Genomic DNA, 19,202 nt, shown 5'->3' on the forward strand with positions numbered 1-19,202 from the left:
GTTAGAAATTGCTCCGTGAATAATTCAGGTTTGAGCAAAGTCTTTATGGAATCCATAATTTGTTCGTAAGTAATATCTTTCGCATAAGAAAACTGCTTGCGATACTTGTCCCACATTGTTTTGAGTTCCGGGCTTTCTTCGATGTTGTAAAGAATAGAAGGAACATCTGCAATCTGTTCTGTAGTGCCACGATGCTTGGCAGTTGCACTTAACGCATCAGCAAATACCGCATTATCGAATTTCTGCGTTGTGGTCAGTATATAGGTATCGTAAAAATCTCTGGGACGAGTATTGAACACGCCACGGCGTAAAATAGTTTCAACCTTTTCGGCCATGACGGTTTCAATGTTGTATGCCCACAGCTCATAAGATTTCTCATCATCGAAAATTTCAGAGAAGTTGTACTGCACCGCATGGGGTGTAATAGCATCACCGGTGGACACATCAATGCTAAGTGGAGTCAGCAGAGTATCAAACTTGGCGTTCAGCATGACACGGTATCCGCCGTAAATATCATCTTCACGGATGGGCGAAATTGTGCCAATCTCGAATACAACGCCGTCATCGAATGCGATGTCACAAACATCTTCCAACGCACTGCGAATTGCTTCCGGTGTAAGGGGCAGATTTTTAAGAGTAGTGTCCATATCCATGGTTGCGCGGTTGTCGAGTCCGACAATGGCGGCTACCAACATACCGCCCTTTAATACAAACTTCTCTTTGTATTCGGAAGCGGAAAGGCGGACAAGCAGACGCTCAAACATATAGTTCTGCAGAATGACCTGTGCAGGGATATTCTTCTGTTTTGCGATATTGCGAATTTTCGCCTTCAAACTCATTGCTTTACTCACAGAAGCACCTCCAAATATTGACGCAACACTTTTTCAACACGCATCTGTTTTGCATATGTATTCAGTTGGTTTAGGTTTTTCTTCGGGCTTGCGGCGTACATTTTAAGTGCCGCTAAAAATGTTTCAGTTCCCAATTTGTTGCGGCTGCGAATTACATCACAAATGGTGCGTTCAAGATCGTATGCAGGAACATCATTTCCAGCAGGTGTTCTCAGCGTTGTTTTGCCAAGTTCAAACAATTCAGGCTTGATATAATACACTTTGCATTCAGATTTAATTGCCGCAGAAGGAATACAACCAGACGGTGCAGTAACCGTATGCTCAAATGGAGTACGGTCAGAAATTCCGTGAAGGTAAAGAGCTGTTTCGTGAGAAAAAATGATTCTTTCTGAACGGTTACTGATTGCCAATAATTCATCCTGCATATCATCGGGAAGAATGTACTGGCCTTTTACAATACGATGGATTTTATCTTCTTTGCACAACTTATAAAGCATCGCCTTGGAGATGCCGCGTTGCGCTGCTATTTTCGTTTCAATAATTCCGCCATGCGTTTTTGCAATAGCGGTGAGTTCAGTCATGTAATCCATACACTCACCTCGGTTATAATAACTCAATAACATTATGCTCATAATTACGATTAAAGTCAATATCTTGTTGGAAACATTCAAAAAATATTTACAATTAAATTACGACTGAAGTAAACGACAATCTAAAGCAAGACATTTACCATACACCAAAAATCGAACAACAACAGAGGGAAACGGACAGACCGCCTATATAAAGCCGCAGAACTATGAGATTTCGAAAACCCGAAAATACAAAAAAGACATCAGCAGAAGAGAAAACATGGAGTATCACGCAGACAGAGACAGCTATATCTGTCGGAATGGAAGGGAACTGACTGTTACAAATGAACGCAGAAGTAAAACAGCCAGCGGATATGTCAGTGTAAAAACTTATTACAGAAGTCCAGACTGTACCGGCTGTCCTTATAAAACGGAATGTATCAAGGGAAACAACTGCAAAACACCTATGGAAAAACGTAATAAAGTGCTGATGGTCTCGAAGACGATGAGTCAAAAACGTGCAGAAGATCTGGAACGGATCACAAGTGAGTATGGAACGATGCTCCGTATGAATCGCAGTATTCAGGCAGAAGGTTCTTTTGCTGACGTAAAAGAGGACATGAATTTTCGAAGATATCTGTATCGTGGAAAGGCAAATGCACTGGCAGAGAGCATCCTTCTGGCGATGGGACGAAATATCAATAAGCTCCATTGCAAGATTCAGACCGGAAGAACGGGAAGTTATCTTTTTCCATTAAAAAGGGCATAGATTTTGATAGTTGAAAACAAAACAGCCTGAAATAAGGCATGCCGAAAGGGATGCCTGGGAATGAACTGCGTTTATAAAGAATGGCATCGAAAACGTGACCGATTTCGATGCCATTTGGGCATAAAGCAGGGCTGCCGCCCAGCAAAAAATATTTGCTAATGCGACAGCCCCTTCTTTTCGATGCTTTTCATTCAGCAGGCAATGAAATAGAACAGTGCCATAACGTAAGCATATGACTTAATAATTTTCTTCGCGAACTTCAAAGTAGCTCTGCGGATGGCTGCAGACCGGACATACCTGCGGTGCCTTTGTTCCGATCACGATATGCCCACAGTTGCGGCACTCCCATACCTTTACTTCACTCTTTTCGAATACAGAAGCTGTCTCCACATTTTTAAGAAGGGCACGGTAGCGCTCCTCATGGTGCTTCTCGATCTCGCCTACCATACGGAATTTTGCTGCGAGAGCATGGAAACCTTCCTCATCGGCGGTCTTCGCAAAATCCTCGTACATATCGGTCCACTCGTAGTTTTCACCGGCTGCAGCGGCTGCAAGATTCGCAGCGGTATCGCTGATTCCATCTAACTCCTTGAACCACATCTTCGCGTGCTCTTTCTCGTTGTCAGCTGTCTTTAAGAATAAAGCCGCGATCTGCTCGTATCCCTCCTTCTTTGCTACGGATGCAAAGTAGGTATATTTGTTTCTCGCCTGGGATTCACCGGAGAATGCTGCCTCGAGGTTCTTTTCTGTTTTTGTTCCTGCGTATCTGCTCATAGTGTTGAACTCCTTTCTGATTCTTGTTTTCTTATTGTTTTCCCTTCTTTTTGCAAAATGATTCTTTCTGTTCCTGTAATTTACCGTTTCTGTCTGACGGTCGTCTTTTTTGTTGTATATCGTCTTGTCTGTTGCGTATCGTCTTGTTTATGGTTGTATTCTAACATACTTTGTTTTAAATGTCAATAATAGTAATTATTATTGTTTTGCAGGATTTATTTACTTTTGCTCCAAACAGTTTTTCACGACCTTCTGTCAAAAACGCCAAAAATACGCCCGGCACATTTGGAGCTTCCATTGTAGAAAAAGAATGTGCCTGGCACATTCTTGCGCCTCGCGCGGTCGCGTGCGGCAATCTACATCTTCGCGCAAGTGAGCATCTTTAGCACGTTAATTCCTTTTATGTAGCAGGGAATTCCCCGGCATTTCCTGCTGCATAAAAAGACTGCTGATCCACATATCAACCGATATGAACCCGCAGTCTTTCTCATATATTTTTATCTGTTTTTTCTTCCCTTAGTCCGCGAATAACGGTGTGGAAAGGTATCTGTCGCCGGTATCCGGAAGCAGTGCCACGATCGTCTTTCCTGCGTTTTCCGGTCTCTTCGCAAGTTCGATCGCTGCCCAGATCGCCGCACCGGAGGAAATTCCCACGAGGACTCCTTCCTTCTTTCCAACTAACTTTCCTGCCGCGAACGCGTCATCATTCTCCACAGCGATGATCTCATCATAAACCTTTGTGTCGAGAACATCCGGAACAAATCCGGCTCCGATTCCCTGGATCTTGTGGGAGCCTGCCTTGCCCTGGCTCAGTACCGGGGAGCTTGCCGGTTCCACCGCAACGACCTTCACGTCCGGATTCTGCTTCTTTAAATATCTTCCGGTTCCGGTGATGGTTCCGCCGGTGCCGACACCAGCGACAAAAATATCAACCTTGCCGTCCGTATCTTCCCAGATCTCCGGCCCGGTTGTTCTCTCATGAACTTCCGGATTCGCCGGGTTTACAAACTGTCCCGGAATAAAGCTTCCCGGAATCTCCTCTGCGAGCTCCTCCGCCTTTGCGATCGCGCCCTTCATTCCCTTTGCGCCCTCAGTGAGCACAAGCTCCGCGCCGTAGGCTTTCATAAGCTGGCGCCTCTCCACACTCATGGTCTCAGGCATAACGATAATGATCCGGTAACCGCGGGCAGCCGCAACCGACGCAAGACCGATTCCTGTGTTTCCGGAAGTCGGCTCGATGATCGTAGAACCAGTCTTTAAGATTCCCTTCGCCTCAGCGTCATCGATCATCGCCTTCGCGATCCTGTCCTTTACCGATCCGGCCGGATTGAAATATTCCAGCTTCGCAAGGATCTTCGCGTTAAGTCCCTCGGATTTTTCAATCTGTGTAAGCTCTAAGAGCGGAGTCTTTCCGATCAGCTGGTCTGCGGATGTATATATGTTTGCCATAAGTTATTACCCACCTTTAATATATGTTAATAGGATTATATGGCGATATCATCTGTTTGTCAAGTCTCATTCCGGATATCATGTTAGAAAATTTCTATCATATATCACAACACCTTTATCCTTTTCACTGTCTTTATTTCCCTTAAACCTTGTATTATAATAGGAATAATGTTAAACTTACATTACGATCAAAAATATTCAGCAACACGCAGCAGCATGGGAGGATACAGATTATGATGGTTTCAACAAAAGGCCGCTACGCTCTCCGCGTCCTGATCGATCTTGCGGAGCACCAGACAGACGGCTATATTCCATTAAAAGATACAGCAGCGAGACAGGAAATCTCTGAAAAATACCTCGAGGGCATCATCAAAATCCTCGTAAAGGCAAAACTCTTAGAGGGGGTCCGCGGTAAAGGCGGCGGATATCGCCTCACAAAAGCACCGGAACAGTACACAGTCGGCAGCATTCTTCGCCTCACTGAAAACTCCATGGCTCCGGTAGCCTGCTTAGAGCCCGGCAGCACCGACTGTCCCAGAATGGGAAGCTGTAAAACTCTCCCTCTCTGGCAGGGTCTCGACAAAGTCGTCAACGAATACTTGGACGGCGTCACCATCGCCGACCTCGTGCAGAATGGTCAGCCCGGGGATGACTATGTAATATAAGAACTTTTCCTTCGCACAGCCACGACCAGCTGCCGGTCTGCCTCCAGGCTCAGACCGGCAGCGTACTCTCTCCAAAATCGCCGCTCCCGTCCCAAAAACAAAGGACAGCCTTGCGGCTGCCCTTCATCCATTTCCATATCCAATTCCATTCCCGGAAATATCGTCCCTAATTCCAGAAGTCCACCTTCTCCTTCAGTCCAATATGCTCCGCCTTAAACACCGGATTCTTTCCGGCCTTTTTCTGCTCTGTATAATCCTCAAGACACCGCAGGACCGGCTTCAGGAGAATAACGATCACCGGCACATTGATCAGCGCCATGAAGCCCATCAGCACATCCGCTGTATCCCAGACAATACCAAGCTTCATCGTAGCGCCGACGCACACAACCACCGCAGCAACGATCCTCATGCACCACTTTGCCCCATTAGATGGAGTCATGCCGCAAAGATACGCAAGCCCTGTCTCCGCATAATAGAAGTTTCCAAGCAGAGTCGTAAATGCAAACAGGAACAGGGAAACTGTAATAAACACAACACCAAACTTGCCGAGTGTGCTGTTCATAGCCGCCTGCACATAGGCCATTCCGGCCATATCCGCATCCGGCTCCACACCGGAGCAGAGCAGCAGCATCGCAGTCGCTGTACAGATCATACAGGTATCAAGGAATACAGAAAGCACCTGAACAAGTCCCTGCTTTACCGGATGGGAAACACCCGCGGAACCAGCCGCACACGCAGCAGCGCCGACACCGGCTTCGTTAGAGAAAAGACCTCTCTTGATACCAAGCATGACCGCAGACCCCGTAAATCCGCCGAAAATTGCTTTCACATCAAACGCGTTGCGGAAGATCTCTGCGAACACTCCTGGGAGAAGTGTGATATGGGTCACGATCACGAACACAGCAACCGCAATGTAGAAGAATCCCATGAACGGAACGATCTTTTCCGTGATCCCTGCGATCTGTTTTCCACCGCCGCTGATGCAGACGAAGAATAACACTGCAAGCACGCCGCCGATGATCCATTTTGCAAGGTTTTCATTCTGGGAGTATGCCGGAATGACACGGAATGCATCTGCGATATTGAAGGATGCAACCAGATTGAAGCCGACCATGTAGGTCAGGATCATGAACACTGCAAACAGGATTCCGAGCCAGTGTTTTCCAGTTGCCTGATCGATGTAGTAGGACGGACCGCCGTAGCAGCCGCCGTCATCGGAACGGCGCTTGTAGATCTGAGCCAGAGTTCCCTCCACGAAAGCAGTAGACATTCCCAGAAGCGCTGTAAGCCACATCCAGAATAATGATCCGAGACCGCCGAGACAGATTGCTGTGGATACGCCTGCGATGTTTCCGGTTCCCACACGGGATGCCGTCGAAACCATGAGTGCCTGAAAAGACGAGATCGCCTTGTCATCCTCACTCGGTGCGAGAACGACCCGCAAAGATTCCTTTAAATAGCGGAACTGAACAAACTTTGTGCGGACCGTAAAGTAGATTCCGCCTGCAACAAGTAAAATGATCAGGATGTATGTGTAAAGATAATTACTGAGATTCCCGATCAGTGCCCCATACAAATCGTACATGTGTTGTTACCCCTCTTTTTTCTTTTTTTGTTACCCCAAAATTTTACTGTAAGTTACCCGTATTTACAATCATTTTTCCAGAAAATTTTGCTATGACCGCTTATTTCATTATACCTCCCCTTCCTAATTTTTTTTCTAAAGAAGAAAGTTTCCGTCTGCCCTTTTTCCTCTGGGTTCCCGTATCACTTTCATACTTTCATCGTAACCTGATGAACTGTTACCCTTCATCAAAAAACTGCTCAGTCCTTCTTCGCAAAAATATGCAATTTCATCTGTGAGGAAAGGAACTGCAGGATTTTTCTCCCAGCAATGCTGTTTCCCTTTGCGTCCAGGGACGGACCATAGATTCCGATCCCCATCTTTCCGTCAACAACAGAGAGCAGCCCGCCGCCGACACCGCTCTTCGACGGGATCCCCACGCGGACCGCAAATTCCCCGGACCCGTCATACATGCCGCAGGTCAGCATGATCGTCTTCACGACTCTCACGGTATCGGAATTCAGCAGCCGCTTTCCGGATGGATCCACTCCGTCATTCGCGAGCAGAAGTCCCAATCCCGCAAGGCTTTCCGCCGTGACGCTCAGCGAGCACATTTTCACATAGAAATCCAGCGCTTCCTCCACATTTCCATTGATCACGCCCTTGCTCTCTAAAAGATAGGCGATGGCGCGGTTTCTCGCCACCGTTGACATCTCTGAACCGTAGACTTTCTCATCCAGAACGATCCCGTCATCCTGACAGAAACATCTCGCCAGCTTCAGCATCTCCTCAAACGATACCTTCGGCTCAATAAAGCTCGCCACTGCGATTGCTCCAGAATTGATCATCGGATTGTATGGATGGCTGTTAGATCCCTCAAGCTTGATCAGGGAGTTGAAGGCGTCCCCCGACGGTTCCATCCCCACATTCTCAAACACCATGTCAAACCCGCAGACCTCAAGGGCTACCGCAAGGCTGATAACCTTCGAAATACTCTGGATGCTGAACCGATCCTTCGTGTCCCCGCAGGAGAACCGGCTTCCATCCCGGCAGAAGATGCTGATTCCGAGCTTATTCTTGTCCGCTCTTCCAAGCTCCGGAATGTACGTCGCAACCTCCCCCTCTTTGATGTATGGGCGTCCCGTTTCCAGCGCCTCATTGATCAGATCCTGAAACATAACTTTTGTTTACTCCTTTCCTATATGACCTTTCACTCCTGCTGCCGCACTTTCCATACTTCGCAGGAAACTCCTGTCAGCACATTTTCCGTGCTTTTTTCTTATTTTAAACGTCCTGTCCCCTCTCAAGCCGCTCTCTTACTTCCTTCAAAAACTCTTCCCCGATCCCGGAGATCGGCACATCCGCAAGTGTCACATACCCGAATTCCAGCTTCACCTCGCACCCCGGAATCGGCACGGAAACTGCCCGGAAATCCGACAGCTGCTTGTCGAAGTCATGGATTCCGATGCTGTAAAAATCCGTCTGTGAGATCAGGTTCATGAGCGTCGCACGCCCTGTCACATAAATCTCCTTCTTCTTTCCCGTACTTCCCCCATCCTCATTTGGTCCGAGGATATTGGAGAGAATATCGTCATACAGCCCCATATAGCGGATAAATCCGTAATTCGCAAGATTCTCCCTCGTCATCGGCTTCTTCTCCCGGACGAGCGGATGATCCTTTGAGATCACGATCTGCGGTTCCACATAGGAGAGGAACCGATATGTAAGACCTTTTGCCGCCGCCATCACCTGGATCTCCTCATGTCTCTGGCTGTCGAAATGGAAAATTCCGATGTCGGCCCGCCCGGAGACCACATCCTCGATGACATCCTCCAACTGCCCCTCATACAGGCGGTGGGTGAATTCCGGCTGATCCTGGTAACGTCTCACGATAGTGATAAAACTCTCCATCACATGGGAGAACTTTGTCATGGACACCGCCAGGGGCTCTGTCTTCTCCATCTCTTTTAAAGGCCGCAGGTGCATTTCTTCCATTTCCTTTAAGATCCGCACCGACCGCTCCAAAAACTCATTTCCTTCGGGAGTCAGCGTCACGCCCTGACGGCTCCTGTTTAAGAGCGGCGCTCCAACGGTCTCCTCCAGGTCATGAATGATCTTTCCAAGATGGGATTGGGAAACATAGAGCATCTGGGCCGCCTTGTTGATGGAACCAAGTCTCGCCACCTTGATGAAGTATTCCAGATGTTTCAGATTGATATCATAGCTCATGTTCTTCCCTCCCTCATTTTTCTATCTCTCTTCCCACGCATCACTGCTGAAAAGAATTTCTGAAAGCCGCACATTCCCGCGGCTTTTCTTGTATATAATGTATCATTTTTTGCCATATCTTTCCACTTCTTTGTTATTCTTTATCAAACTAAGGTTATTTCTCACAGAAAAAACCTTATACATCAAAAGCGGAGTGCCGTCACCTGGACAACACTCCGAAACCATACTTTCATATCTTAATTCACACGGGATGACAGACCTCAGCTCCCGATCATAATGCTGATGATCTCATCATTCGTCTCCTTCATTCCCTCTTTTGCGAGACGTCCCACGTTGCGGATCGTCGCCTCGATCCCGGCCGTCACGATTCCGTCACCGTCATCAAAGTTCTGACCACGCTTTGCCATATAGTAGCCGATGATCCCCGCGTCCACCGCCTCAGCGATCTTTGCCGCGCAGGACGCTTTCGCGCCGTCACAGACCATACCGGAGATAATGGCTACCGCATTGATCACGGTGTGGACCACCTCATCATAGGACGCTCCGGAGAGATACGCGATCCCCGCTCCGGACCCCGCACCCGCGCTGACTGCACCGCAGTAGGCGGAAAGTCTTCCGATGGGCGTCTTCTGGTGGATCGTCGTGAGATCTGAGAGTGCCATCGCCCGGTACATGGTATCTTCATCGACTCCCAGCTCCGTTGCGTATACGATGACCGGAACAGAAGCCGTGATTCCCTGATTTCCACTGCCGGAGTTGATGATAACCGGAAGCTCACATCCGTTCATTCGTGCGTCGGATCCGGCTGCCGCCATGGCTCTCGCCCGTGTACGGACATCATTTCCGTTCATATCGAGAAGAAGTGCGCCGATGTTGGATCCATACTGCCCACGCATTCCCTCTCTGGCGATTGCCATATTGTAAGTTTTCTGGCGCTCCAGAACCTCTCTGATATCGTTCACATCCACTGTATGGATAAAGTCCCAGATATGCTCCATATCGAGCAGTGAGCGGTCCGTAAGACCTTCCTCCTCCTCACCATTCACCGGAGTATCCCTGATGACTTCTCCGTTCTTTTCAATATGTACCACATTCGTGTGATAATTTGCGATGCGGACCATGCTGGTATCTGTTCCGCGTGTCAGTGTCACAATGATATCAAAGGTGATTCCGTTATCAATGTGCTCCACTTCCACCGGGGTCGTCTGAAGGAATTCCTTCATCGCCGTGATCTGCTCTTTTGTGACAGACGCTATGACCTCAAGTTCCTTTTTCGGATCACCTGCAACGATTCCTGCCGCCGCCGCCGCCGGAATTCCCTTTAAATGATCCGTATTCGGGACGATCACGGATTTTACGTTCTTGATCATGCTGCCGCTGGCTCCTACCTTCACCTTCTCCGGGAGTCCGCCGAGCACTTCCCTCGCGACTGCCGCGCAGTAAGCGATGGCGATCGGCTCCGTACATCCCATCGCCGGCTTCAGTTCCTCTTCCAGAATACTCACATATGCCTGATATCTGATATCGCTTTTCTCCATTGTATCCGTCCTTTCTCCGTTCTTTTCTGCCGATCGGATCACTTTTTCCGCCTGCCATTCATGACTCCGAGTCTCACATCCTGAAAATTCGCATTCTATCCTGCTATTTTCTTGCAATTTCTATATTCTTAGCGTATCATAAGAAGTGCTAAAAGTAAAATTGAACGTTTTAAACAGATCGTTTATAAATTTTTATAGGGCAGAAAGGAATCCGCCATGGAACTTCGAGAGATCCGCACGTTTCTACAGATCGCGCAAAAGCAAAGTTTTTCAAAAGCCGCCGAGGCGTTAGGTTATTCCCAGGCCGCCGTCACGGTCCAGATCAAGCAGTTAGAGGAGGAACTCGGCATCCATCTCTTTGACCGTCTCGGAAAAAAGACGGTTCTGACTCATCACGGGGAGATCTTTTACCGCTATGCCGTGACGATCCTTGGCACCGTCGCCGACGCGAAAAACGCGGTCTCCGCCTCCACAGAGCTCTCCGGTGACCTCACTATCGGAACCATTGAATCCATCTGTGAGTCCATCTTTCCGGATCTTTTAAAGAAATTCCATCAGCTTTACCCGAACGTCTCCGTGAGCATCGTTCTGGACTCCCCGGATGTTCTTTTGGACCGCATGAACAAGAACTCTATCGATTTGGTCTATCTCCTCGACCAGCCCATTGACGACAAGCGTTTTATAAAAGTTCTGGAAGCGCCGGAAAATATCTCCTTTGTCTCTTCCTCCGTCCACACGCTGGCAAAAAATGATCCCACAGACCTTGCCTCGGTCATCAGCCACCCGTTCCTCCTGACCGAAAAAAATGCCAGCTACCGGTTCGTTCTTGACCGGTGTCTGGCATCTCTCGGAAAGGAGATCAAGCCTTTCCTGGAAATAGGAAACACTGAATTCATTATCAATATGTTGAAGCAGAACGCCGGGATCTCATTTCTCCCGGAGTTTGCCGTAAGGCATGAAGTGGAATCCGGCATCCTCTCGATCCTGCCGGTAAAGGATTTTCACATGGAACTCTACCGGCAGGTCCTCTATCACAAAGACAAATGGCACACCGGTGAGATGGACGCCTTTATCGAGCTTGCGAAGGAGACTTTCCGGACTTCGCCCGGTTCAGACGAACACCCTCAAGAATGATAAGGAAGGTTAACATAACAAGCATCGCCGCGCTCACTCCGATGGTCAGCCTGTAATCTCCCGTTATATCATAAAAGGTTCCAAACCACATGTTGAAGGGCGCTCCCAGAAGCGTTCCCACCATGGTGGAGTAGGCGTACGCCGTGCTGTATGTCTCGCCCTTCCAGAAGATCCTGCAGAATAATGGCATCATGACCGAGGAAAGCGGCAATGTCACACCGAAGAACAGGGAACCCGCCATCACAGTCTTCGGGGAGCCCAGGAACAGCAGCACATGACCAAAGAACGCCAGCGCAATGGAAAATTCGAAGGTCTTTATGATCCCAAGGCTGTCGCTGACCTTTCCGAGGATCAGCTTGCTGGACATGTTTCCGAGAAGGGATATACTCGTCATCATGGCCGCCGCCTGCAGCGTCAGGCCGGCTGCGATCCCACAGGGCGTCAGGAAGGAATTCAGGTACGCGCACGACACACTGGTCCAGTATGCACCCACGGCAATATAAAATTCCGGCTGACGCAGCAATTCTTTTAACGTAATCCCGTTTTCCCCGGATGCAGGCGCTGATACGTCTGATACTGCCCTTTGCTCCACATCCTCTGCCCCGTAAGGCAGAAGTCCCATCTCTTCCGGCTTGTAGCGGAGAATGAACAGGGAGATCGGGAGGACAAGCGCGGTACTGACGATTCCAACCGCCACATAGCTCACCCTCCATCCGAATGCCGGGATCGCCATTCCAAGAAAGCTGCTGCCGATCATGCCGACGAGACCGGAGAACGCCGCGGAGATTCCCACCGCCATTCCGGTCTTTTTCTTAAACCAGTTTCCAAGAATGATCGGCGCCGGGATCATGCAGACGAAGGACGAGGCAATTCCCTGAATGATGCCTGTCAAATGCCACTGCCACAGTTCATGGAAGGTACCCATGAGGGCCGCGCAGCCTCCGTATATGACAGCTGCAATGCTGATCACGATCCGCACATCATGTTTCCGAAAGCTTGTCGCCACAAATGGCAGCGCCAAAGCAGAACTGATGCAGTAGAGCATCCGGTACATCGTAAGTTTTCCCAGCTCAAATCCCAGCTCTTTGCAGATCGGGGAGTAAAAGACACCGGCACAGTTGTTGATGAGTCCCAGAGTCGCCCCCTGCAGGATGCAGCAGCCCGCAAGGATGAACCAGGCATAGTGCAGTCTGTTTTTCTTTTGTTCCATTGTTATTTCTGCCTTTCCCCAGCTTTTTTCTTTTCCGCATATCGCCGGTATCCGGCTGTCCGCCCCGAAAACTTCCGGCCACATATCCACCCGGTTCCATCTCCGTCACTCACTCTTATGGCAGGCGCCTGGCCTCTGCGGGCATGCTGAATAAATCTGCGGAATATTCTTTATTCCTTAAGGTTATATTGTAGCATTTTTTCTCTCATTTTCCCATATTTTTTTCATCTTTTTGCCATAAAGAACTTGCAGGATAAATCTTAAGTACTTATAATAGAAAACACGGTAACTGTTCATTACATCGAAACAGTACCGCAGTAAAAAGACATTACCGCCCGACCCCGGCGGCAAAAAATACAATGCCGGTCAGACGGCAGAATGGAGGAATTTCCAATGGCAAAGAAAGAGATCGACTGGTCCAATATCGGATTCGGTTACATCAAAACTGATTACAGATATGTATCCAACTTCAAAGATGGTTCCTGGGATGAGGGAACTCTTACAACTGATGATATGATCACCTTAAACGAGTGTGCATGTGTATTCCAGTATGCACAGACCTGCTTCGAGGGCTTAAAGGCATACACAACGGAGAACGGCCACATCGTAACCTTCCGCCCGGACTTAAACGCTGAGCGTATGATGAACTCTGCAGCAAGACTTGAGATGCCGCAGTTCCCGAAGGAGCGCTTCATTGACGCGATCACAAAGCTGGTTGCGGCAAACGCTGATTTCGTTCCGCCGTACGGTTCCGGCGCAACTCTTTACATCCGTCCGTATATGTTCGGTACAAACCCGGTAATCGGTGTGAAACCGGCATCCGAGTACCAGTTCCGTGCTTTCTGTACACCGGTCGGCCCGTACTTCAAGGGCGGCGCTAAGCCGATCACAATCCGTGTCACAGACTTCGACCGCGCAGCACCTCACGGAACAGGCCACGTAAAGGCCGGCTTAAACTACGCAATGAGCTTACATGCCATCGTTGATGCTCACAAACAGGGCTATGATGAGAACATGTATCTCGACGCTGCTACAAGAACCTATGTTGAGGAGACAGGCGGAGCAAACTTCATCTTCGTTACAAAAGACGGCACAGTCGTAACACCGAAGTCCGACTCTATCCTTCCGTCCATCACACGCCGCTCCATCCTCTACGTTGCTGAGCATTACCTCGGCTTAAAGACAGAGGAGCGTCCGGTTCCGTTTACAGAAGTAAAAGATTTCGCTGAGTGCGGTCTCTGCGGTACCGCTGCTGTTATCTCCCCGGTCGGCAAGATCGTAGACCACGGCAACGAGATCTGCTTCCCGAGCGGAATGGAGAAGATGGGTCCGGTGATCCAGAAGCTCTACGACACATTAACAGGCATCCAGATGGGCCATATCGAGGCACCGGAAGGCTGGATCCATGTGATCAAATAATTAACCGTGTGAATTGTATCAGAGCAGGATTCCTTTGGGGGAGTCCTGCTCTTTTTTCTTTATAATTCTTTTATACCGGACTCCCTTGCTTTTCCAAAAGCACCATGTTAAGATACATTTAAGCAAGGTTTCTAATGAATTCTATTATCTAATATCATCTAAGCCGGATTCGGCATCTGAAGACTCTTTGCTAAAACACCAAAATCATCTGGCAGGGAGTCGAAAGAAGCACTTTCCTGCCTAATCTCAGGAAAGGAAGGTCTGGTATGAAACAACAGAATCATTATGCTTATGATATTCCGGCGGAGTATGCGGATATCATTGATCCTTCGAAAGTAAATCTCAGTGATTTTGCCTTATTTCTGGCGGTCATGAAGCGCAAAAAGGCACATGAATGCGTGCTGAGTATTATTTTAGGGGAGCCTGATCTAAAGCTGAATCAGGTTCATGTGGAGGAAGTTGTACTTAACGCAAAAGGAGAACGGGGCATCCGGCTGGATGCATGGGCGGTATCTGAGGATTCCCGGCATTTTGCGACGGAAATGCAGAATGACTCAGACATCGATGATGTGCGAAAGCGATCAAGGTTTTATCAGGGACTTTTGGACAGTCCGATACTGAAGTCCGGAAGGAAAACAAAATACCGCCATCTGCCTTCAACGATCGTGACATTTATCACTCAGAAGGATATTTTCGGGAAAGACCGCGCAATGTATACGTTTACTGAGCGGTGTCATGAGTTTCCCGAGATGGAGTTAGAAGATGGAACTAAGAAAATATTTTTAAATATGACCAGCAAGAATGGACGGGATGAGCTTGTGAGTTTTCTTCAGTACTGTAAGAATTCTACGCTTGATAATCCGGAGATCACGATATTGGACGAACGATTGAAAACACTCGATGCGATAGTAGCTGAGGTTAAGCAAAATGAAGAATGGGAGGTCGCACGTATGAGTATTTTATCTACTGGAATTGAAATTGGTGAGAAGAAGGGAATCGAAATTGGACAGAAAAAAGGAATATTAGCAATGATTCGCATGGGAAGAGAATTCCATTTAAGCGATGATACTATTCTGGAACAAATATGTAAAAATTTTGATCTGGATCAGATCACTGCGAAAGAATACATTGATTCTTTTGGGAAATAATTATCCATATTCATCAAAAAGATCCGGGAGACCATCCATACATGATGGGATCCCGGATCTCTTTAATTTTTCTTTATTTATGCCGCATGGAATCTTCCATCCCGCCTGCAGATCTCCTCAAACTCCTTAAGCTTCTGCTTTGCCTCCGGACTTAAGTCATCCGGAACCTGTATTCTTACGACGGCGTACTGGTCACCGTGGAGTGACGGGTCTTTTAAGGAGACGATACCTTTGCCGCGGAGACGGATCTTTGTACCGGAGCGGGTTCCGGCTTTGATTTTGCAGACCACATCGCCATATAACGTGTGGACAAGAGTCTCACCGCCGAAGACGGCCGTGGTGAACGGAACTTCCACATCGCTGTAGACATCCATGCCCTTTCTCGTCCAGCCCGGCTTCTCACCGACTGCGATCTTGAGAAGCAGGTCGCCCGCGGCACCACCGCCGGTTCCCGGCATTCCTTTACCTGCAAGCCGGATGCTCTTTCCGGTCTCGATGCCTGCCGGGATCTTTACCTTCAGGGTCTGCGGTCTGCTGCCAGGCTGGTTCGGGTTCTGGATCGTGATGGTCTTTTCGCAGCCATGAACGGCCTCATCGAAGGTTATCTGGACCTCCGCATTTAAGTCGTTGCCGCGGTCAGAAAATCCAGAACCGGAAAATCCATTTCCGCCGCCAAAGCCATGGAAGCCGGAACCGCCAAAGCCAGCGCTGCCAGCTCTTCCTTTGCCGCCAAACATATTTCCAAACAGATCACCGAAGATATCATCCCCGTCACCGCCCTCAAAATGGAATTCATGATATGTTCCATCTCCGGAGCGGAAGGATCCAGACCGGTATGCTCCGCCGGCACCGTTTCCGAAGCCGCCGAACCCGCCAAAACCACCGGCACCTGCTCCGGCGCCCTGTCCGTAACCTGCCGTCTCATCAAAGGCAGCATGTCCGAACTGGTCGTAAAGCTTCTTCTTCTTTGGATCACTCAAAACGTCGTAAGCCTCATTTACATCCTTAAACATCTGCTCCGCCGTCTTATCGCCAGGATTGGAGTCCGGATGATACTTCTTTGCCAATTTTCTATATGCACGTTTAATTGCCGCAGCATCCGCGTCTCTCGAGATGCCCAGCACATCATAATAATCTCTCTTTGTCGATGACATATTCACCACCTCACTGTTCTATATGTAATGTAACATATCAAATATTCAATGTCAAGGGAGGTATGTGAATTTTTTGTGATATTTAAAGATCCCGCCGAAACCTTCCTCTGTACAATATCTGTACGTCCTGGCTTTTGGCGGGATCTTTATTTTTCAATATTTGCTTTACTGTTCTGATTATTCCTACTTTTCAAAAATCTGCCGGAATTCCTTTACCTGGGTCCGACCGATGGGCAATGCCTCAGCATCATAGTACTTCATCTTCACACAATATCCGTTATTGTAGCTCACCTGCATCTCCTTCACATAATCCAGATTGATCAGGTAGCTCTTGTGGATCCGGAAGAACCGGCTCTTTTTCAGGTGGGTCTCATAATTGTTCAATGACTCGTTCTGCAGATAGAAGGATCCGTCCTTCATATGGATCTTGCAGGAACGCTTTTCCGTCTCGATGAACACGATATCCGCCACGTCAACAACCTGAAAGCTGGAGCCCACGTTCACCATGATCTTCCCGATTTCATATCCGGGACCGGCGGCCTTTTCCTTTATGTGTTCATGGACCCGCTCCATCGCCCGTTTGACGCGCTCATAGTCAAAGGGTTTTAAGAGATAATCCACCGCCCCGATCTCAAAGGCCTTTACCGCGTATTCCTGGAACGCAGTGGCAAAGATGATCAGCGTGTCCGGCTGCTTTCTCTTTATCATGGATGCCAGCGTAGTGCCGTTCATTCCACCCAGATTAATATCCACAAAACACACATCAAAGGTCTCATTTTCCAGCATTGCAAGAAATTCTTCGCTTCCGTCGGCCTCCGCGATCTCCGCCTCCGGCTCACACTGTTCCACCAGATATTTAAGTTCGCTTCTTGCCGGGCGCTCATCGTCAACTACTGCTATTCTCATACCTCATGCCTCCCATGTTCTGTCAAAAACGCCGCTGTTCCAAACAGCAGGCTGCTGTCATCTGTTCTTTCAGAAGATCGTCAGCCTGGCGTTTTCTCCTGCTGCGCGCTTCCAGCCGCGCTGTCCGGAATGTTCATCCGCACGTCCGTCCCTTCTTCACTTGTCACGATCTGGAGTCCGTAGGACTTTCCGTATAAGGAGATCAGTCTCTGCTGCACGTTCATCATTCCGATTCCTGTGTGTTCCACTTTTTCCCCGCCGTACAGGCTCTGGACGATCCGGTAGTCCATTCCCGGTCCGTTGTCGATCACGTCGATCCTCGTGGACCGTTCCTCCCGTTTTACGTTTACGATGACCTTTCCGACTCCTTTTTCCCTCTGCATTGCCCCGTGATGGACCGCATTCTCCACGATGGGCTGTAAGATCAGGTTCGGCACGCAGCTTCGCAGCGCCTCCGGATCCGCATTGATCTCGATCGAGAGACGTTTTTCAAACCGCGCCTCCTCAAGCATCGTATAGGCTTTTACATGCTCAAGTTCCGTGTCAAGAGTTACCATATAATCGGTATCCTCCAGCATGCTGCGGAAATAGGAGCTCAGTGCCAGCAAGAGCTCCCTCGCCTTCTCCGGCTTTTCCCGGCAGAAGTAGGAGATCGTATTTAAAGAATTGAACAGGAAGTGCGGATTGATCTGGGACTGCAGGGTCCGAAGCTCCGCTTTTCTCAGCTCTTCCTTCTGTTTCTCCATCTCCGAGAGCTTGATCTGCATCGCGAAGTGATTCGCCAGTCCCGTGACAAATTCAATATCCGCCCGATAGGAATAGGCATTTTTCTTCACCAGCATCACAAGCGCCAGAACCTTTCCCTCATCGAGGAGGATCGGTGCGGAGATGATCACATTCTCCTTATAAAGAGGATAAAATCCGTCCTCCGGTAAAGGCACGCGGCTGATCCTCGTTGTCTTGAAGGTCTTTGTTGCAGATAAAAGTCTCGGATAATTGTTCTCTGTGAGAACGATACTGGAAAATGCCCCGCTCCTTGCCAGAAATTTCATGTCATCGATCAGTGCCGCGCCCTGACAGTGGTACTCTTCCATAATAATGTCGATGATCTTTCCCGCCGTCTTCCGGTCCTTCTCCACAGAGCCAAGATACGGGGTACACCGCTCGGCGGTTCTCATTGCGAGGGAGACCTTGGACGCAACCTTCAAGTCCTCCGTGTTGAAGATCGATTTAAAAACATTAAAGAAGATCACCATGCCGACGGAATTGATGATCACCATCGGAACGATCACGATCTTTACGATCTCAACGGCCGCATCAAACGGTCGGGTGAGCAGCAGGATCAGAACAATATGGATCATCTCGGAAATGAACGTGACTCCAAGCAGAAATGTATTCGAGTACTGGCGGTTTTCCTTCTTCTTCCAGCCGATAAAGGAACCGATGATCCCGTGGATGATTGCGGAGAGCACACAGGCCACCGTGGAGATCCGCTCAGGGAAGATCAGATACCGGTGAGCCGCCGCAATCGCTGTCGTGATAAAGCCGGAGACAGGACCGCCCAGAAATCCGGCGGACAGGACACCGAGAAGCACCTTTTCCCAGAGCCTCTGCCAGACGCTCTCTCCTCTTCCTTCCTCACTTCCGCCCTCTTCATTTAATAGAAGTCTCTGGACAAAGTCCATCTTCGTCATCATGAAGGCGAGCACTACCAATAGGCAGATGTTAAAGCAGATACTGTAAATAACATCAAGCAGCATGTTGTTTCCTCCTGTCTCTGACGATCCCTGTTTTTCTATATCTGTCCGCAGTGGTTATTGCAA

At 48.7% G+C, this 19,202-nt stretch carries 17 protein-coding genes; 5 read left to right on the plus strand and 12 right to left on the minus strand.

The features are described 5' to 3' along the window. Positions 1 to 851 (minus strand): nucleotidyl transferase AbiEii/AbiGii toxin family protein (locus DW677_RS12995; RefSeq protein ID WP_242990660.1); only part of this gene is annotated, 851 nt, incomplete at its 3' end. Further along, positions 848 to 1,441 carry a hypothetical protein gene (locus DW677_RS13000; protein ID WP_015553720.1) on the minus strand — a complete coding sequence of 198 codons (594 nt, stop codon included), beginning with the start codon at positions 1,439 to 1,441 and terminating at the stop codon, positions 848 to 850. The genes DW677_RS13000 and DW677_RS12995, both read right to left, overlap by 4 nt. Positions 1,442 to 1,700: 259 nt before the next feature. Here DW677_RS13000 and DW677_RS13005 point away from each other — a divergent pair, with 259 nt between their 5' ends. Beyond that, positions 1,701 to 2,189, plus strand: coding sequence for a transposase (locus tag DW677_RS13005; RefSeq protein WP_347473194.1), 489 nt, complete (start codon positions 1,701 to 1,703; stop codon positions 2,187 to 2,189). A gap of 237 nt (positions 2,190 to 2,426) precedes the next feature. Here DW677_RS13005 and rbr read toward each other — a convergent pair whose 3' ends face one another. Beyond that, positions 2,427 to 2,963 carry a rubrerythrin gene (gene rbr / locus DW677_RS13010; protein WP_015553723.1) on the minus strand — a complete coding sequence of 179 codons (537 nt, stop codon included), beginning with the start codon at positions 2,961 to 2,963 and terminating at the stop codon, positions 2,427 to 2,429. Positions 2,964 to 3,479: 516 nt separating this feature from the next. Further along, positions 3,480 to 4,412, minus strand: a complete 933-nt coding sequence (gene cysK / locus DW677_RS13015) for a cysteine synthase A (protein WP_015553724.1) — start codon at positions 4,410 to 4,412, stop codon at positions 3,480 to 3,482. 233 nt (positions 4,413 to 4,645) lie between these two features. Here cysK and DW677_RS13020 point away from each other — a divergent pair, with 233 nt between their 5' ends. Continuing rightward, entirely contained in the window at positions 4,646 to 5,077 is a 432-nt protein-coding gene (locus DW677_RS13020; protein WP_015553725.1) for an Rrf2 family transcriptional regulator, read from the plus strand. 166 nt (positions 5,078 to 5,243) lie between these two features. Here the strand turns inward: DW677_RS13020 and DW677_RS13025 are convergent, their stop codons facing one another. The 4 genes from DW677_RS13025 to DW677_RS13040 all read right to left on the minus strand — a co-directional run bounded on the left by DW677_RS13025 (position 5,244) and on the right by DW677_RS13040 (position 10,408). Further along, a complete protein-coding gene (locus tag DW677_RS13025; RefSeq protein ID WP_117484389.1) occupies positions 5,244 to 6,662 on the minus strand; it encodes an alanine/glycine:cation symporter family protein in 1,419 nt (472 codons plus the stop codon). Positions 6,663 to 6,901: 239 nt separating this feature from the next. Next, positions 6,902 to 7,819, minus strand: a complete 918-nt coding sequence (gene glsA / locus DW677_RS13030; RefSeq protein ID WP_015553728.1) for a glutaminase A — start codon at positions 7,817 to 7,819, stop codon at positions 6,902 to 6,904. A 106-nt stretch (positions 7,820 to 7,925) separates the two neighbouring features. Then, the gene (locus DW677_RS13035; RefSeq protein ID WP_117470338.1) at positions 7,926 to 8,870 is read right to left on the minus strand and encodes a LysR family transcriptional regulator; all 945 of its coding nucleotides are present in this window, start codon (positions 8,868 to 8,870) and stop codon (positions 7,926 to 7,928) included. Positions 8,871 to 9,130: 260 nt separating this feature from the next. After that, a complete protein-coding gene (locus tag DW677_RS13040) occupies positions 9,131 to 10,408 on the minus strand; it encodes an L-serine ammonia-lyase, iron-sulfur-dependent, subunit alpha (RefSeq protein WP_117484435.1) in 1,278 nt (425 codons plus the stop codon). Between the two features lie 216 nt (positions 10,409 to 10,624). Here DW677_RS13040 and DW677_RS13045 point away from each other — a divergent pair, with 216 nt between their 5' ends. Then, positions 10,625 to 11,542, plus strand: coding sequence for a LysR family transcriptional regulator (locus DW677_RS13045; protein WP_117484392.1), 918 nt, complete (start codon positions 10,625 to 10,627; stop codon positions 11,540 to 11,542). On the opposite strand, the gene DW677_RS13050 is transcribed toward DW677_RS13045, so the two are convergent. Further along, entirely contained in the window at positions 11,478 to 12,752 is a 1,275-nt protein-coding gene (locus DW677_RS13050) for an MFS transporter (RefSeq protein ID WP_165860037.1), read from the minus strand. The genes DW677_RS13045 and DW677_RS13050 overlap by 65 nt on opposite strands. A 393-nt stretch (positions 12,753 to 13,145) precedes the next feature. On the opposite strand from DW677_RS13050, the gene DW677_RS13055 reads away from it, so the two are divergent. Together DW677_RS13055 and DW677_RS13060 are read left to right on the plus strand one after the other, a co-directional pair. Beyond that, entirely contained in the window at positions 13,146 to 14,171 is a 1,026-nt protein-coding gene (locus DW677_RS13055; RefSeq protein ID WP_117470335.1) for a branched-chain amino acid aminotransferase, read from the plus strand. Between the two features lie 266 nt (positions 14,172 to 14,437). Then, positions 14,438 to 15,319, plus strand: coding sequence for an Rpn family recombination-promoting nuclease/putative transposase (locus DW677_RS13060; RefSeq protein ID WP_015553733.1), 882 nt, complete (start codon positions 14,438 to 14,440; stop codon positions 15,317 to 15,319). A gap of 77 nt (positions 15,320 to 15,396) precedes the next feature. On the opposite strand, the gene DW677_RS13065 is transcribed toward DW677_RS13060, so the two are convergent. The 3 genes from DW677_RS13065 to DW677_RS13075 form a co-directional block, all read right to left on the minus strand. Then, positions 15,397 to 16,473: a DnaJ C-terminal domain-containing protein gene (locus tag DW677_RS13065; RefSeq protein ID WP_117552709.1), complete on the minus strand. Its 1,077-nt coding sequence runs from the start codon at positions 16,471 to 16,473 to the stop codon at positions 15,397 to 15,399. Positions 16,474 to 16,656: 183 nt separating this feature from the next. Continuing rightward, on the minus strand, positions 16,657 to 17,379 hold the full coding sequence (locus DW677_RS13070) for a LytTR family DNA-binding domain-containing protein (protein WP_117503217.1): 723 nt from the start codon (positions 17,377 to 17,379) through the stop codon (positions 16,657 to 16,659). 80 nt (positions 17,380 to 17,459) lie between these two features. After that, positions 17,460 to 19,139, minus strand: a complete 1,680-nt coding sequence (locus tag DW677_RS13075) for a LytS/YhcK type 5TM receptor domain-containing protein (RefSeq protein ID WP_181968360.1) — start codon at positions 19,137 to 19,139, stop codon at positions 17,460 to 17,462. Between the last annotated feature and the right edge of the window lie 63 nt (positions 19,140 to 19,202).

Origin of the sequence: Clostridium sp. AM25-23AC (assembly GCF_003435125.1) — a bacterium.
Classification (GTDB): Bacteria; Bacillota; Clostridia; order Lachnospirales; family Lachnospiraceae; genus Pilosibacter; species Pilosibacter fragilis.

Coding starts and splice junctions, on each gene's coding strand:
- DW677_RS13050 (WP_165860037.1), bottom strand. CDS start 12,752: ATGGAACAAAAGAAAAACAGACTGCACTATGCCTGGTTCATCCTTGCG.
- DW677_RS13000 (WP_015553720.1), bottom strand. CDS start 1,441: ATGGATTACATGACTGAACTCACCGCTATTGCAAAAACGCATGGCGGA.
- DW677_RS13040 (WP_117484435.1), bottom strand. CDS start 10,408: ATGGAGAAAAGCGATATCAGATATCAGGCATATGTGAGTATTCTGGAA.
- rbr (WP_015553723.1), bottom strand. CDS start 2,963: ATGAGCAGATACGCAGGAACAAAAACAGAAAAGAACCTCGAGGCAGCA.
- cysK (WP_015553724.1), bottom strand. CDS start 4,412: ATGGCAAACATATATACATCCGCAGACCAGCTGATCGGAAAGACTCCG.
- DW677_RS13035 (WP_117470338.1), bottom strand. CDS start 8,870: ATGAGCTATGATATCAATCTGAAACATCTGGAATACTTCATCAAGGTG.
- DW677_RS13045 (WP_117484392.1), top strand. CDS start 10,625: ATGGAACTTCGAGAGATCCGCACGTTTCTACAGATCGCGCAAAAGCAA.
- DW677_RS13065 (WP_117552709.1), bottom strand. CDS start 16,473: ATGTCATCGACAAAGAGAGATTATTATGATGTGCTGGGCATCTCGAGA.
- DW677_RS13005 (WP_347473194.1), top strand. CDS start 1,701: ATGGAGTATCACGCAGACAGAGACAGCTATATCTGTCGGAATGGAAGG.
- DW677_RS13075 (WP_181968360.1), bottom strand. CDS start 19,139: ATGCTGCTTGATGTTATTTACAGTATCTGCTTTAACATCTGCCTATTG.
- DW677_RS13055 (WP_117470335.1), top strand. CDS start 13,146: ATGGCAAAGAAAGAGATCGACTGGTCCAATATCGGATTCGGTTACATC.
- DW677_RS13070 (WP_117503217.1), bottom strand. CDS start 17,379: ATGAGAATAGCAGTAGTTGACGATGAGCGCCCGGCAAGAAGCGAACTT.
- DW677_RS13060 (WP_015553733.1), top strand. CDS start 14,438: ATGAAACAACAGAATCATTATGCTTATGATATTCCGGCGGAGTATGCG.
- DW677_RS13020 (WP_015553725.1), top strand. CDS start 4,646: ATGATGGTTTCAACAAAAGGCCGCTACGCTCTCCGCGTCCTGATCGAT.
- DW677_RS13025 (WP_117484389.1), bottom strand. CDS start 6,662: ATGTACGATTTGTATGGGGCACTGATCGGGAATCTCAGTAATTATCTT.
- glsA (WP_015553728.1), bottom strand. CDS start 7,819: ATGTTTCAGGATCTGATCAATGAGGCGCTGGAAACGGGACGCCCATAC.